This is a genomic window from Pseudomonas sp. Pse79, assembly GCF_024519615.1.
GTDB classification, from domain to species: Bacteria; Pseudomonadota; Gammaproteobacteria; order Pseudomonadales; family Pseudomonadaceae; genus Aquipseudomonas; species Aquipseudomonas veronii.
Genome location: NZ_JALJRR010000002.1, coordinates 418,207 through 434,443 on the forward strand (window position 1 = coordinate 418,207; position 16,237 = coordinate 434,443).

Consider the following 16,237-nt stretch of genomic DNA (forward strand, 5'->3'; position numbering starts at 1 on the left):
ACCGGGAAGGCACTCATGGCGCGACTTGAGTCAATCAATCTCACCCCCCATCGCTCAATAGTTACGGAGGGCCGGGTGCGCTGGACAGCGGTGGTGCACGGTCATGTAATCAAAGGCCTACCTCAACTTTTTTGGGCGAATGGAAGCCCGTGGCGTGAAGCAAATCTCTGGTTCATGGAGCGTGCCTGCAACCGGGATGTTGATTTGAAGACGGTGCAAGCAAAGGCAACATGCTTGCACGCCTACGCAAACTGGCTGGAGGCGTCAGGCAACGCTTGGTGGGATTTTCCTGCTAGGAAGGAACACCGTTGTTTAGTGCGCTATCGGGGTGCTCTCGTGGAGGCTAGGGATAAGTCGGAATTGGCCCCATCGACCGTGACGCAACGAATGCGAGTAATCATCGGCTTTTATCGGTGGCTACGAGTTACAGGGCTTCTTTCTCCAGACTGGCCAATGTGGCTTGAACGAACTGTAGGTATACACCTCACTAATTCTTTCGGCCTTGAGCGAACACTTGTAGTTACTACCACTGATCTGTCGATTCCTAACCGATCCCGACCAGGCGAGCGTCTGGAAGATGGCCTATTACCAATATCGGCGGCAGACCGCAATCGAATCCTCGACTTCGCCCGCGACCAGGCATCTGAGGAGTTTTTTCTTCTTTTGACCTCTGGTTTTTTTACTGGGATGAGGCTTCAAACATTAACGGACCTCAAAATACAAACGCTGATAAATGCCATACCAGATCCAGCAGATCAAAATCTTTATCGACTAGCGGTGGGCCCTGGTGCTAGTCCATCAGTAGCGACTAAATTTGGTGTAACGGGTCAAGTCTGGATTACGAAAGATCTACTTGATGAGCTTCTACGCTACTCGTACAGCGAGCGCCGCCTTAAGCGAGAAATCAAGGCATCTTCAGATTGCAAAGATCTCGTGTTCTTGACACGTTTTGGTAACTCATATGCTGAACGTGGCTCGGATAAATCTGTAGCCATCAATGTAGAGATGCATAACTTCAGGAAAGTCGCATTGACGAATGGACTCCTAACAATGCGTGACTTCCGCTTTCATCAGACACGTTGTACCTTCGCGACTGAATTGGCGAGACTTGCTATAGCTGCCGGTGGAGGGGTTCACGCCGTAGCGATTGTTAAGGAAGCGCTTTTACACAAGCACGAATCAACGGCCCTTAAATACATAAAATTTGTTGAAAAAACACCTATAAAGCAGGAGTTGGCGAACAGTTTCACCAAGGCCTTTCTCGGAATTATTTCCGGGCAGCAGCATGCAAATGTCTAGCATGTCGCTACCGGACCTGACATTCCAAGGCATAAATTACGGCCCAAGGGAAACGCCGCTAAACTTGTCACAACTACTTTACCGAGGTGGTGCAAGTACTGACATCCGAAAATTTTCCAGCGCTGTTTCGAATGGGGATTTAGGCCTCCCACTCCTGGAGCGACTACCACTACTAATTAAAATTCACGATATCATTCAAGGCACTCTTGCAAGTGGAGGGAGCCGCTTTACTACGAAAGCCAGCATACAAGCTATGCGAGAGTTTTACACTTGGGCTGATAAGACCGGGCGGTCCCCCACACTCAACTCTGTTGAAGAAATATTTATCGACTGGACTGATCAATTATTATCTCGACAGCGCAGCAAACGAGACTTAAAAACTGCCACCATTGCGGGTAAAGCGACGACCGTAAGCCTATTACTTGACCAAGCCCTCGAACTAAAGATTGGGCTGTATCGCAATACGCGGATACCTAAACGATATAATAAGAAAAAGGTCTTAGGCACTCAAGCTGACAAAGTTAAGCTGAGTGATTCATTTACGTTCGGAAGCGCTCTACTCGATATCTCCAACGCTCTGACAACCGAAGTAATTCGTGGATCGCTGCCGGTGGAAATCCATATTCGGACGGGACAGGTTCTCGAAGAGTGGTCCGGACTAACACCGGCGGATAAGGTCAAGTACCTTACTCCTGGCTATGGGAACTCCAACGGAAGAAAGAGGGTCAAGGAGGCCCGTGACCGATGGGAAAAAGACAGTTCATGGCGTACTCGATATCCACTGATCAATCTCAGAATCCAAGCCGAGATGCTGATTTTTATTTCGCAAACGGGCATGAACCTAGCGCAAGCTAACAAACTCAAGGCTGGAAAATGCTCATTCCAAAGTTACCTTAATGGATATCAGGTACGTCGCATCTATAAAGGGCGCAGACATGGTGAAATAGAATTTGAAATATTCAGTGAGTACCGGTCAATTTTTGAGAGATATCTAAAATGGCGCAATGATATATTTCCTGATGACGATGAAGGCCTCTTGTTTCCCGATTCCTCGCCTCAGCAGCGTTCCCCAGACATAGCTCCCAATTTTTATGCAATTCAAAAAAGATGCAAGGAGCTAGGCATTCGATATATCCCGCCAAGAGAACTTCGAAAAACAAGGATTAATTGGCTGATAAGAAGATCTGGTGATCCGATTTTAACCGCAGAGATGGCACAGCACACGCAGGAAACACTGCTTCGTATCTATGACCAACCACACCACCAAAGTGCGGTATCAGAGATAAGCAGATTTCACGCTATATCTGATGCAACGTATGAGCCGCCAGGTCCCGGAGTATGCATTAAACCAACCCCTACTCCTGAAAAAAATCCACCTTCTAAAGCCCCGCGCCCTAACTGCTCAAGCCCTGCCGGGTGCTTATTTTGTGATCACCATCGTGATATTGACGATGCCGACCACGTCTGGTCGCTGGCAAGTTATCGATATTATAAGTCTTTGGAGCTAATGTGGAGTCGCCCTTCGAATAAGAGTGAAAATGATAATCCAGCGTTATTGACTATCGACCGACTTACCGAAAAACTCAAGAATTTCGAATTGAGTAGTGCAGTACGTGCCCTCTGGGTAAGCGAAGCGATAAACCGTGTAGAAGAGGGAACTTTTCATCCAAAGTGGGATGGCTTTATCCGTCTTATTGAGGTACGCGTATGAGTGCAACGATTTCTAACTGGGGGATGGCAATCGACTCTCCTTTAGTGCTACCTACATCGGAAAACTATCGACTCCCTAGCTGGCCACCTCCAAATGATTTCCCTGTCGTCGTTGATTCAAACGGTAAGGTAGTAAGCCATTACGGGGATACCATATGGAATCTCACGCCGTGGGCCAAACAGTCACTTAGACTCAATTTTGGGGATAATGCGCAACGCAAGGATGATCCAATTACAACGCCAGTCAACGCTAATCTGGCGCGACAAGTTGCGGCTTGGTGGTTGTGGGGGCCGTATGCCGTCCGCAGTGCCGCGTCTCTCAAAGCACGTTTCGTGTCTTTATTCCCGCTATTCACCTTATGTTCCGAAGAAGGAATTGCGGCGTCAGATCTATGGAAATTCCCCAGAGTTGCCGATAAGTTAACGACTGTAGTTTCGCCTTCGAACGCGGTGGAAGCACTGACGCATCTGCATGCATTGTTCGAGCAACGTGACCAACTCGGCTTCACAATCCTCGACCGAGAGGGGCTGCGACGGTTTGAGGCCGCGATACCCGAACATCAAGCAAAGCAGACCCCGTATATCCCGCCTCGGATATGGGCGTACCAAGTAGACCGCCTTCGTAAGTTCCTAGATGAATTTCATAAGCACCGTGAAAATATTGAAGCCTGCTACCGATTTTGCCTTGATAAATATGCTAAATATTACGGTTCCCTAGGCGAAGCTTGCCACCGCTCGCAACACGCCAACAAAAGCCAGCCCTCACCATTCCATCCACGAAATCGCGATGCTTTGACTGAGGAGTTCGAGTACGAGGGTAGATTTTCGAGTATCGCGCAACGGTTTGGCATTAGTGAATTGTTACGCCGATGGGTGCTGCAACCCGGCCAATCACTCGATAGCGCTGGACGCAGCACAGTAACGCTTTCAAGCTATTTCACAATGGTGGGTAAGGTAGGGACGGCCTACATACTTAACTTCTCAATGATGCGGATCGAGGAGGCGTGGGCACTTCGAACAAACTGCTTAGAGGTTGAAAAGGACGAGAGCTTTGGTAACGTCTACTTATTACGTGGTGTTACAACCAAAACAGTTGAGGATGACGATGCTCGCTGGATCACATCGCCATTTACAGAAATTGCAGTTGAGGCGATGGCTTGTGTCACTCGGCTGAGAATGATATGTGCAGAAGCCAATCGTAACGTTCCCACTACCTCGGAGGACGCCAAATATCCATATCTTGTCGTACGCCCTTATGAGCCTTGGGCTAATGCTAAAAATACAGACGAGCCTCTCTATGTACGGCCAGTATACCCCAGCTACCAAACTGTTATTCAGTCATACCCCAACCTCTTCGATCCTGAAGAACTCCGAATCACCGAAGCAGATTTACAAATCGCTCGGCTTGTCACAACTACATTAGACGAAGATGTTTTTGTAGTAGGTAAAATCTGGCCGCTAGCCTGGCATCAGCTGCGCCGGACTGGCGCAGTGAATATGTTGGCATCAGGGTTAGTCTCAGATGCTTCGGTTCAATATCAGCTAAAACACGCCACGCGGGTTATGTCACTTTATTATGGCCAAGGGTATTCACGGGTTCGACTGAATGATGACTCACGCACTCATTATATTCGAACGATGTATGAAGTTCTAAGTAAAGAGATTGTCCTTTTATTCTCGGATCGCTTTATCAGCCCATACGGGGACAACCGTAAGTCTGAAATTTTAAGAGTTGTTGATCCTAATGATGCTAAAAAACTTGGCAAGGCCGCTAGAGCAGGTCAGGTATCATGGCGTCAGACCCTACTTGGCGGGTGCACCAAGCGCGGCCCTTGCGAGTATGGAGGTGTCGATAATGTCATACGGTGCGGTGGAGGTGACAAACAAGGCCCTTGTGCGGATGCATTATTTGACCGGAATAAGGAACAATCTATTCGGCAACTAGCGCGCGTGATCGATTCGCGATTAATCGACGCTCCATTAAACTCGCCATATCGCGAGTCTTTACATGCTCAACAACGCGCAGTGGAGAACGCCATTGATGTCATCTCGATCAGTTAACCCATCAGCAGTGGGAAGGGCAGAGAAAGCGTTTCGTGATGCCTTTGAGCGATTAAAACTCGGCAAGCCAGAAAAGCTGCCCCACGGTACACCTGTGTCGCAAAACAATGTGGCTAGGGAAACTGGCAGTGATCCCTCAGCTCTCAAGAAGTCGCGATATCCTGGGCTGATCAACGAAATCCAACATTGGATAAACGAGCACAACATTGAAACACCTCCATCAGCCAGACAAAAAACTCTCTCCCTACGTAAAAGGAATAGATCTCTCAAGGAAATCATTAATGACCTTAAATCGCAACGCGATAACGTCGCCTCATTGCTGGTTGAAGCGGACGCCAAGATTCTTGAATTGACTATGGAGAACCTCCGTTTACAAGCGATGCTCCACACTGCCAATGTCAATCCGATTCGTAAACCAAAAGCGTAGTGAATGGACTGGAATGGAATTCTGTCGGAAAAGTCTCATGGCTGTCAGGTAATGAAATTTACACTCATTATTTCCAACCTCCAACTACCAAACCAAAACTTGAGGGGCGCCATAATGATTGGAGAAACAAGATCGATTACGAGCACAGGAAGCGAAATAAACGCTAACATCCTATTAAAAGCCGGATGGACTCTCCTACTGGTTACTGATCGTGAAAACAGAGATATGAAATGGGCACATTTCGTTTTTGGATGGCAAATGCCACAGGATCCGCCAGAGTTAAGATTCCTTGGGGTGGAGCCAACAATTGACCTTTAATTTAAATTACATAGCCAAACCCGGTACTATGTTGATTATAGATCCACGACTAAACAAAGAACTCAGAAATAGGTGATCTATGCTACAAATAAGTACTGGCAAATTTTATACAACGACAGCCACTGAACACTTATATGAAACTATACATCGAGGCGTTTATTATACTAACTACAGATTCTTCGATGATCGAATAGTTACAGATGTTGGTGATATTTTACCTGCTGCAAGGTGGGAGGATTTCCAGACTGTTGTGTGTGAAGTTACTGAGCGACTCCCTAAACCAGATCGAGACATCTTGCCTGGGGACGTTATTTCTGCTGGTGGTCAGAATACGATGATCCAAGATTTTGCTGCTTTGATATCGTTCAACTTAAATGTGATTTGCACACCGGATCACAACTTGGCAAGACAATTAGTCTCTGCACAACGCCCACCTCTTGGAAGTTTCGCGTTACCACGGGGATATATATCACGCATATTTGACACCGACATATCCTATCAAAGCGGAGATCAAGATGCTTTAAGGTCATTTATTACAGAATTAATGGGACTGGAGCGGAAACACTACTCCGGAACCATGCGGGCTGTTCGCCGATACGTTACAGCCATGCATAGAATGGCAGACGACTTGGATTTGGCTTACGCTTTATTGGTTGCATCAATTGAATCACTGGCGCAAGAATTCGATGAGTTTACTCCGCAATGGAGTGATCTTGCAGAACAAAAACGCAAACCAGTCGACGAAGCGCTTGACGGTGTACCAAATGAAACATCCGATAAAGTACGCACTGCAATTCTTAAGTCAGAACATACCGCACTGAAGAGAAGATTCTGCGAGTTTACAAGTCACTACTTACAGCCAGAATTTTTTAGAAATGGTGCAAGTGAGCATCAATCTCCCGCCGGACGCACTGATATTGAAATAGCGTTAAAACACGCGTACGACATTCGCTCCGGGTACATCCATACACTAAGATCACTTCCGAAAAATCTCGTCAGAATCCCCTCACTTGGAGATATCCTGATTGTTGATTCGCGCCCCTTGCTAACTTTTAATGGCCTAGCACGAATCGCCCGTCACGTCATAATGTCGTTCGCAAAGCTATCACCGAAAATCGGCCAAGAAAAATTTGATTTTACGTCGGAGTATCCAGGCACCATCGTAATGAATGCGGCGCCTCAATATTGGATTGGAAATCCGGAAAGCTATTCTCATTATACTGCGCGCATGTATTTAAATGGCTTTCTGTCACAGATTGAAAAGTGCATGGCAGAGCCAGCGGGAAAAGTCACAGATATGCGTCTTGTTATGCAGAAAATAAGAGAGCTTGTTCCATCATTGGCAAAACTCAACCAAAAAATGCCGATGCTGGCTCTTTATGTTCTATTTTCCTATTACCTTCCTTCTGAGGAGCGTGAGGAAGCCCGCTTATTCTTGACAAATTATTGGCAATGTTTTGAAGAGCCGAGCATTGACAGTCTAATTGCTCATTTGGTGGTGCATGTGTTCAGTGGCGGAGATAAACCAGAGTGGGGACTTGAAAAAAGCGAAGAACTATTGAAGGTCTATATTTCTCAAAGACACCACAAGAACGGCCTAAATGCTGGACCTTTACTTGGCGCCGCATTGATTTTATGGCTTGCTGAAATGCATCGATCATCCGGAAATGAAACGCGCGCTATCGAATTAATTTCTTATGCAGTTGAGGAGTTCCCGCACCAGAAATCAATATATAGCTTCGAAAGAAAACTGAAAAATGAGCCAATGCCAGAAATAAATTATATGAGTATTTTATTGCCCCATCGAGCAACAATCACAGAGGAGGTCAACTCAACAAAAAACACACCGAAGGAAGTATGACTGCAATCAGAATGATAAACGTCAAGCATGGACAGCTTGGGTAGGCTTTAGACTTAAAAATGACTTGTTCCATGGACATCAGCTAAAGCCTTGAAATCGTTTTGCTAGAGCGTTCGCCACGCTTGTCCATAGTAGACAAACTAACCCGTGTGTTGACGTTTTGACCTGGCGATAGCCCTCGGGATTCTCGCGGCGAGCGTGCAGGTGCCGACGCAGATGCTCGACGACGTGGAATGCCTGGGGGAATTGGCGCTATCGGGCGAGGTACGCGCAGTGAAAGGTGTGTTGCCGGCAGCGCTCGCGGCGCGCAAGGCCGGGCGCAGCGTGATCGTGCCCCGGGCGAATGCCGAAGAGGCCTGCCTGGCATCGGGGTTGAAGGTGATTGCGGTGGACCACCTGCTGCAGGTGGTGGCGCACCTGAATGGGCATGTGCCGATCGAGCCCTTCAAGTCCGACGGTCTGCTGTACTTGAACAAACCTTACCCGGACCTCAGCGAAGTCCAGGGCCAACTCGCCGCCAAACGCGCACTGCTGATCGCTGCGGCAGGCGCGCATAACCTGTTGTTCAGCGGCCCGCCCGGCACCGGCAAGACCTTGCTCGCCAGCCGCCTGCCGGGTTTGCTGCCGCCGCTGAGTGAGCACGAAGCGCTGGAAGTGGCAGCGATTCAATCAGTGGTCAGCCTGGCGCCCCTGAGTCATTGGCCCCATCGGCCGTTTCGCCAGCCGCACCATTCGGCCTCCGGCCCGGCGCTGGTGGGTGGAGGGTCAAAGCCGCAACCGGGGGAAATCACCTTGGCCCACCATGGCGTGCTGTTCCTGGATGAGCTGCCGGAGTTTGATCGCAAGGTGCTGGAGGTTTTGCGCGAGCCACTGGAGTCGGGGCATATCGTGATCTCCCGCGCTCGCGACCGCGTGAGTTTCCCGGCGCGCTTTCAACTGGTCGCCGCAATGAACCCCTGCCCTTGCGGTTACATGGGCGACCCCAGCGCGCGCTGTCGCTGTACGCCGGAGCAGGTCCAGCGCTATCGCAACAAACTCTCCGGGCCGTTGCTGGACCGGATCGACCTGCACCTGACCGTCGCTCGCGAAATCACCGCGCTGAACCCGGCCCCGCAGCCCGGCGACAACACGTCCACCGCCTCGGCACTGGTAGCCCAGGCCCGGGACCGCCAGCAACAGCGCCAGGGCTGCGCCAATGCGTTCCTCGACCTACCGGGGTTGCGCCAGCATTGCGCGCTGTCGAGGCCGGATGAAGCCTGGCTGGAAAGCGCCTGCGAGCGCCTGACCCTGTCCCTTCGCGCGGCCCACCGCCTGCTCAAGGTCGCCCGCACGCTGGCGGATCTGGAACACACAGACAGCATCCGCCGCAGCCACATCGCCGAAGCCCTGCAATACCGCCCCTCAGCCTCCAGTCAGGTCGACAGCGCCAACGTTTAGAAGGGAAAAGTCAGCGATAAACCGGGTGTCGGCGGCACAGCGCAATCACCTGTTCACGCACCTGCAGCGCAACGCTATCGCTTTCCCCGCGTTGCAGGGCGTCCAGTACATCGCACAGCCAAGCGGCCAGTTGCTCGCACTCGAACACGCCGAAACCGCGGGTGGTGACGGCCGGCGTGCCGATGCGCAGCCCCGAGGTGACAAAGGGGGAGCGCGGATCGTTGGGCACCGAATTCTTGTTGGCGGTGATGCCGGCGTTGCTCAAGGCCGCATCGGCGTCTTTGCCGGTGTAAGGCCGGTCGGACAGGTCGATCAACATCATGTGGTTATCGGTGCCACCCGAGACAATCCTGTAACCGCGCCGCTGCAACACGGCCGCCATGGCCCGGGCATTGACCACGACCTGAGCCTGGTAGGTTTTGAACTCGGGCCTCAAGGCTTCCTTGAAGGCCACCGCCTTGGCGGCAATCTGATGCATCAACGGCCCGCCCTGAACACCTGGGAACACCGCCGAATCGAGCTTTTTGTAAAACGCTGCGTCCTGGCCCTTGGACAAAATCAACCCGCCTCGCGGGCCACGCAAGGTCTTGTGCGTGGTGCTGGTGACCACGTGGGCGTGCGGCAACGGGTCCGGGTACTCGCCAGCGGCAACCAAGCCGGCGACGTGAGCCATGTCGACCCAGAAAATCGCACCGACCTTGTCGGCAATCGCCCGCATGCGCGCCCAGTCTTTGTACCGCGAGTAGGCCGAAAACCCGCCGATCAGCATCTTCGGCCGCGTTTCCACAGCGATGCGCTCCATCTCGTCGTAGTCGAGCAAGCCCGTCTGCGGGTCGAGCCCGTAAGGCACGATGTGGTAATGCCGGCCCGAGAAGTTGGAGGGATTGCCGTGGGTCAGGTGGCCACCCTGGGCCAGGTTCATGCCCATCACCGTATCGCCGGGGTTGATCAAGGCCAGGAACACCGCGGCGTTTGCCTGGGCGCCCGCATGGGGCTGCACGTTGGCGTAATCGCAGTCGAACAGGGCCTTGACCCGTTCGATGGCTAGGCGCTCGGCCACATCGACGTATTCGCAGCCGCTGTAGTAGCGCTTGCCGGGGTAGCCCTCGGCGTATTTGTTGGTCAGTACCGTGCTCTGGAGGCTCATGACCAGCGGGCTGGCGTAGTTTTCGGAAGCGATCAGCTCGACATGGTCTTCCTGACGGCGCTCCTCGTTATGAATAGCCTCACACAGCTGCGGGTCGAAGCTTTCAAGTGTCAATGTTGAGTCGTACATGATGAACAGGTCCTTGCTGAAAAAGTCAGGTCGTTGACGGTTGATCGGCGCTCGGCCAGTAGTAGTCATCCGGCATGGCGCGGGCGCCGAAGATGGCCTGGCCGACGCGGACAACGGTCGCGCCTTCCTCGATGGCGATCTCGAAATCCCCGGACATGCCCATCGACAATTCCTCCAGGCTGACGCCCGCCGGGGCGTGATCGCGCAGGCGCTCGCGCAGTTCGCGCAGCCGCACAAAGCACGGGCGCACGCGGGCCACATCGGCCGAAAACAGCGCCAGCGTCATCAGCCCGCGAACGCGCAAGGCCGGGAACGCTGGCAGGGCCTGCAGAAAACCCGCGACGGCGTGCGGCTCCAGGCCGTATTTGCTGGCTTCCCCGGAGGTATTCACCTGCACGAACACATCCAGTTGGCGCCCTTCGATCTGCAGGCGACGATCCAGCGCCTCGGCCACTCGCAGGCTGTCCAGCGCCTGGAACTCACTGGCAAAGCGCGCGACCTGCTTGGCTTTGTTGGTTTGCAGGTGGCCGATCACCGACCACTGCAGATCGGCCAGATCGCTCATGGCCTGCCATTTGCGCTGGGCTTCCTGCACCTTGTTCTCACCCAGCAGCCGACAGCCCGCCGCATACGCCAGGCGCAGGTGCGCCTCGTCAAAGGTTTTGCTGACCGGCAACAGGCGCACGCTCGCCGGGTCGCGCCCGACCCGCGCACAGGCACTGGCGATACGTTGCTGTACGGCCGTCAGATTGCGCCGGAAATCCTCCACGCTGGTGGCCTGCGGGTAACGCCCGTGACGCGCATGCAGGGTGGCGCTGGCTGGCGGTTCGGCGCGCATCATTGGGCCGCTCCCTTGGCCGCCGCCACCGCCTCGGAAGCCGGCGCACGGCGACGTGGCAAGCGGCCATTGAGCAACGCATACGCCGCCAACCCGATCAACAACCCCCAAAACGCGCCGCCGATCCCGAGCAGGTTGATGTTGGCGGCGCACGCCAGAAAGGTGATCAGCGCGGCTTCACGCGACCTGACGTCCGCCATCGCGTTGGCCAGGCTGGCGCCGATGGTGCCCAGCAGGGCCAAGCCGGCCAGCGTGGTGATGAATGCCGACGGGAACGCCATGAATACGGCGGCCAGCGTTACCCCGAACACGCCGACGAGGATGTAGAACACCCCAGCGGCAACCCCGGCGACCCAGCGTTTGGAAGGGTCTTCCGAGGCTTCCTTGCCCGTGCAGATGGCCGCCGTGATGGCCGCGACGTTGAACGCGTGCGAGCCGAACGGCGCCATCAGCAGCGACCCCAAACCGGTCACCGTCAGGATCGGGTTGGCGCTGGTCTTGAAACCATCGTTGCGCAACACCAGCATGCCCGGCATGTACTGGCCCGTGAGGGTGATCAGAAACAGCGGCAACGCCACACTGAGCAACGCATTGAGCGAAAACTCGGGCCGGGTGAATACCGGCGCCGCCAGTTGCAGGGACAGGCCCGACAAGTCCACCCGCCCCTGCACCAGCAGGAATCCCAAGCCCAGCAGCAGAATGCCGACGACCGCGTAGCGCGCAGTAAAGCGCTTGAGCCCGACGTAAGCGGCGATCAACACGCCGACCAGCACCGGGTCGAGGCTCATGCCACCAAACGCGCCGATACCGAACTGCAGCAGAATCCCCGCCAGCATGGCCGCCGCGATGCCCGGCGGAATCAGCCGGATGACTTTTTCGAAACAGCCGGACAGCCCCAGCAGCACAAACGCCACGGCTGAAACCATGTACGCGCCGACTGCCTCGGCGTAAGGCGTGGCAGACAGCGCGACCACCAGAAACGCCGCAGCAGGGGTCGACCAGGCGGTGATGATCGGCTCACGGCTCACCCAGCTGAGAAACAGCCCGGTCACCCCCACGCCGATCGATACCGACCAGACCCACGAAGCCGTCAGCTCGGGGCTGAGCCCGGCCACCTTGGCCGCCTGGAACACCAGAATGAACGTACCGCCATAATTGACGATGACTGAAATCAGCCCGGCCACGATGGGGTGCAACAGGTCGCGCGGGCGCGGCGGCGACGGCGATATTGACGAAGACATAGGGACTTTGCTCCTTGCCAGACGAGGGGTTGAGCCTCGTGTGATGGGTCATTGGCCGGCGTGAAGGCAGTGGCACAGGTGAAAGTCTACGGATAGACTGGCCTGCTATTACCGGCCAATTCTTCAGGGCGAGGCAGACCGCATGGCAAAATCCTTCGCGCTGGAAACCCTGCAGATGCGCCTCAACGACGCGCAATTCCAGCGGTTGGGCCTGCACCAGCGCATTCAACGCGCGCTGCGCGCCTTGATCCTCGACGGCGCACTCTCGCCGGGCCTGAAGCTGCCGGCGACGCGGGTGCTGGCCACGTCGTTGGGGGTCGCGCGCGACACGGTGGAGAACGCCTACGTGCAGTTGCACCGCGATGGTTTTATCGTGCGGCGCGAGGGCTCCGGCAGTTACGTGTGCGAGGCCATCGGCACCGAATTGCGCGGTGCCTCGCGCCGCCGCATCAAGGCACAGGCCGTCAAAACCAGCCAGGCCGCACCGGGCGCCGGCTTGAGCCTGCGCGGGCGGATGATCCTCGACAGCGGCGGCGTGAACGATCAACAGGTGATCAAGGCATTCGCCACGGGCCTGCCCGAAACCCGCTCGTTCCCGACCGATGTGTGGGAGCGCCTGCAGCGCCAGGTGATGAAGGACTATCGCAGCAGCGTGCTGTTGCACGGTGACCCGCAAGGAGCCGAGTCGTTACGCAAAGCCATCGCGACGTACTTGAACCTTGAGCGTGGGGCGAAGTGCTCGCCCGACCAGGTCCTGGTGCTGAGCAGTACGCGCCAAGCGCTGTTTCTGTGTGCGCAACTGCTGGTGGACGTCGGCAAACCGATCCTGCTGGAAAACCCAGGCTACTACGGCGCCAGGAAGGCCTTCGAAACCGCCGAGGCCAAGGTCGTGCCCATCGATGTCGATGCGGCGGGCATCCGCACCGACCTGCTGCACGCCGACCGCAGCGGCGCCACTTGCGTGTATGTCACGCCGTCTCATCAATACCCGACCGGCGCCACGCTGACCCTGGAGCGGCGTCTGGAGTTGATCAACTGGGCCGCGGAAAAAGGCAAATGGGTCATCGAAGATGACTACGACAGCGAGTTCCACTACGAAGGCAAACCCACGGCCTGCGTGCAGGGCCTGGACAAGTACCAGCGCACGCTGTACCTCGGCACCTTCAGCAAGACCCTGTTCCCCGGCCTGCGCATGGGCTACATGGTGCTGCCCCCGGAACTGGTCAAGGCCTTCACCTATGCGCGCAGCATGATGGACGGCCACACTCCGCAAATCCTGCAACTGACGCTGGCGCGCTTCATGGAGGACGGGCATTACAACGCCCATGTCCGGGCGATGCGCAAACTCTACGCCGGGCGCCAAGCCATCATGCTCGACGCCATTGGCAAGTACCTCGGCGATGTGGTCACCGCATGCCGGCCCCAGGGCGGGCTGCAAATCCCTTGCGTGCTGCATGAGGGGTGGTCGGAAGAAAAAACCATCCGCCAGGCCGCCAGCGCGGGTGTGCAACTCTCCGGCCTCAGCCGGTTGTATGCCGGTGCGGCCACGCAACAGGGATGGTTATTGGGCTACTCGTCCCTGACCGCCCATGAAATCGAAACCGCCATGCAGCGCCTGGCTAACGCGCTCAAGGCGCGCTAGCCGCTCCAGGCGCGCCTTCAACGAAACCGATCGACCTCTTGGCGCAAGCCTGCCGCCAGCGTCTCCAGCTCCTTGGCGGTAATCGCCAGGTTCGACACCACTTCGCGTTGCTCGCTGTTGGCCAGCGCAATGCTCTGCAGGTTGCTGCTCAGCAACGTCGCCGTGCTGCTCTGCTCCTGAGTGGCAGTGGTGATCGCGGCGAATTGCTGCCCGGCCGAGCGGCTCTGCTCATCGATGCGTGCCAGGGCCGACGCCACGTCGGCGTTGCGTGACAGGCCTTCCTGCATCAGCGCATTGCCCTGTTCCATGGTGCTGATGGCGTTACCGGTTTCCTGCTGGATGCTTTGGATCATCCCGGAAATCTCATCGGTGGCCTGGCGGGTGCGCGAGGCCAGGTTGCGCACTTCGTCGGCGACCACCGCAAACCCACGGCCCTGCTCGCCAGCGCGGGCGGCTTCGATGGCGGCATTGAGCGCCAGCAGGTTGGTCTGTTCGGCGATCGAAGTGATCACGCCGACGATGCCGCCGATTTCCTGGGAACGCTGGCCCAAGGTGTTGATCACCGTGGCCGTGCTGTTCAGGGCGGTGGCGATGTGTTCCAGGGACGACGACGCCTCCTGCATCGAGTTGCGGCCGATGCGGGTCTGCTGCGCGTTTTCCTGGGCCAGGCGTTCGGTGTTGCCCATGTTGTCGGCGATGTTCAGCGAAGTGGCGCTGAATTCCTCCACCGCGCCGGCCATGCTGGTGATTTCGCCGGACTGCTGCTCCATGCCTTCATAGGCACCGCCGGACAAACCGGACAACGCCTGCGCCCGGCCGTTGACCTCTTCGGCGGCCCTGCGGATGTGCGACACCATGGTCGACAGCGCTTCCCCCATCTGGTTGAAGCTGCGCGCCAGTTGGCCGATCTCGTCATGGCTGGACACGTTCAGGCGTGCGCTCAAGTCACCGCCGCCCAAGGCTTCGGCCTGGCGTACCAAGTCGCTCAACGGCGCCAGTTTGCTGCGCAACAACCACACCGTTGCGCCCACCGCCAGCAGCATCGCCAGCATGCTGCCGATCACCAGGCGAATGCCCACCGACCACGTGACCGCGCGGATCTCGGCTTTCGGCATGCTCGCCACCACCGACCAGGGGCCGCCGGCAAACGGCACCGAGACGCTGTAGAAATCTTCCTGCTTGTCGCTCCAGAAGCGGCCCTTGCCGGGCGCCTTGGCCAGGTCCAGCATCACCGGCACAGCCTGGTCCGGCGCCTGCACCCCGGCCGGTGGTACCAGCCAGTGTTTCTGCTCATCCAGCAGCGCCAGCGAACCGGTCTGGCCGATGCGGAAGCGCTTGAGGTTGGCGAACTGGGCATTCTGCTCATCGGTGTAGTCGAAGCCGATGAACAGCACCGCGATGACTTTGCCGCTGGCGTCGCGCACCGGGCTGTACTGGGTCATGTAGGAGCGATCGAACAGCACGGCGCGGCCGATGTACGTCTGCCCACCGACCACCCGCGAGTAGGCCGGCCCCTGGCGATCCAGCACCGTGCCGATGGCACGGCTGCCGTCCTGCTTGGTCAAGGACGTGCTGATGCGGATAAAGTCGTCGCCGCTGCGCACGAACACCGTGGCCACGCCGCCGGATATCTGCTTGAACTCGTCGACGTCACCGAAGTTGTTGTTCAGCAGCGCCTTGCCCAGGTACAGGCTCGGGGTCTGCACGCCGGCCACGGCGACCGGCTGATCCGCCTGCACGCTCAAGCCGGCGCCGAAGCGTTTTTCAAACAGCCCGCTCAAGCGCTGGGTGCTCTCGCGCAAGGTGCCGTGGAAGGTACTGAGTTGATCGGCCAGCAGCCGCGCCTCGCTGGCCAGATGTTCTTCCCGGGTATCGAGGTTGGCGGAGTCGAGGGAACGCAAGGCAAAAACCGTACTGCCGCTGATGACGACAGCCAGAATCACGGCTAACGCGAGGCCTAGCTGGGAGGCGATCCGAGCACGAGGTTGAGACATGACAGCTCCTGGCCGAGGCCTGGATCATCCTGATCTCATAGCGTTGCTCGGCAAATTATCTAGTGAGATTCGTTGGTGCACGATAGTTCCAACACCCCTACTTCGGCGGCGCCGGGCAATACTTGAGCGAAGT

Annotated in this window: 10 protein-coding genes and 1 pseudogene; 7 read left to right on the top strand and 4 right to left on the bottom strand. The window is 56.0% G+C overall.

Annotation, left to right across the window (positions count from 1 at the left end; translation table 11 throughout):
- Positions 1–75 precede the first annotated feature (75 nt).
- From NR164_RS05130 to NR164_RS05155, 6 genes and pseudogenes are all read left to right on the top strand, one after another.
- A complete protein-coding gene (locus NR164_RS05130) occupies positions 76–1,299 on the top strand; it encodes a site-specific integrase (protein WP_256822397.1) in 1,224 nt (407 codons plus the stop codon).
- On the top strand, positions 1,292–3,010 hold the full coding sequence (locus NR164_RS05135; RefSeq protein ID WP_256822398.1) for a site-specific integrase: 1,719 nt from the start codon (positions 1,292–1,294) through the stop codon (positions 3,008–3,010). The genes NR164_RS05130 and NR164_RS05135 overlap by 8 nt, the downstream gene beginning before the upstream one ends.
- On the top strand, positions 3,007–5,070 hold the full coding sequence (locus tag NR164_RS05140) for a hypothetical protein (RefSeq protein ID WP_256822399.1): 2,064 nt from the start codon (positions 3,007–3,009) through the stop codon (positions 5,068–5,070). The genes NR164_RS05135 and NR164_RS05140 overlap by 4 nt, the downstream gene beginning before the upstream one ends.
- Positions 5,051–5,497 (top strand): hypothetical protein, encoded by a 447-nt coding sequence (locus NR164_RS05145; RefSeq protein WP_372340285.1) that lies wholly within the window; start codon positions 5,051–5,053, stop codon positions 5,495–5,497. The genes NR164_RS05140 and NR164_RS05145 overlap by 20 nt, the downstream gene beginning before the upstream one ends.
- Before the next feature lie 397 nt (positions 5,498–5,894).
- Positions 5,895–7,676, top strand: a complete 1,782-nt coding sequence (locus tag NR164_RS05150; RefSeq protein ID WP_256822403.1) for a hypothetical protein — start codon at positions 5,895–5,897, stop codon at positions 7,674–7,676.
- Between the two features lie 156 nt (positions 7,677–7,832).
- Positions 7,833–9,113 (top strand): annotated as a pseudogene (locus NR164_RS05155) (YifB family Mg chelatase-like AAA ATPase); the annotation flags it as partial.
- Positions 9,114–9,123: 10 nt separating this feature from the next.
- On the opposite strand, the gene glyA reads toward NR164_RS05155, so the two are convergent.
- The 3 genes from glyA to NR164_RS05170 are packed head-to-tail and all read right to left on the bottom strand — an operon-like array spanning position 9,124 to position 12,468.
- A complete protein-coding gene (gene glyA, locus NR164_RS05160) occupies positions 9,124–10,389 on the bottom strand; it encodes a serine hydroxymethyltransferase (RefSeq protein ID WP_046381661.1) in 1,266 nt (421 codons plus the stop codon).
- Positions 10,390–10,414: 25 nt separating this feature from the next.
- Positions 10,415–11,230: a YggS family pyridoxal phosphate-dependent enzyme gene (locus tag NR164_RS05165; RefSeq protein WP_256822405.1), complete on the bottom strand. Its 816-nt coding sequence runs from the start codon at positions 11,228–11,230 to the stop codon at positions 10,415–10,417.
- Entirely contained in the window at positions 11,227–12,468 is a 1,242-nt protein-coding gene (locus tag NR164_RS05170; RefSeq protein ID WP_256822406.1) for a benzoate/H(+) symporter BenE family transporter, read from the bottom strand. The genes NR164_RS05165 and NR164_RS05170 overlap by 4 nt, the downstream gene beginning before the upstream one ends.
- A gap of 142 nt (positions 12,469–12,610) precedes the next feature.
- Between NR164_RS05170 and NR164_RS05175 the strand changes: the two genes are divergently transcribed.
- Positions 12,611–14,110 (top strand): PLP-dependent aminotransferase family protein, encoded by a 1,500-nt coding sequence (locus tag NR164_RS05175; RefSeq protein ID WP_256822407.1) that lies wholly within the window; start codon positions 12,611–12,613, stop codon positions 14,108–14,110.
- Between the two features lie 17 nt (positions 14,111–14,127).
- Here NR164_RS05175 and NR164_RS05180 read toward each other — a convergent pair whose 3' ends face one another.
- Positions 14,128–16,104 carry a methyl-accepting chemotaxis protein gene (locus NR164_RS05180; protein WP_256822408.1) on the bottom strand — a complete coding sequence of 659 codons (1,977 nt, stop codon included), beginning with the start codon at positions 16,102–16,104 and terminating at the stop codon, positions 14,128–14,130.
- Positions 16,105–16,237 lie beyond the last annotated feature (133 nt).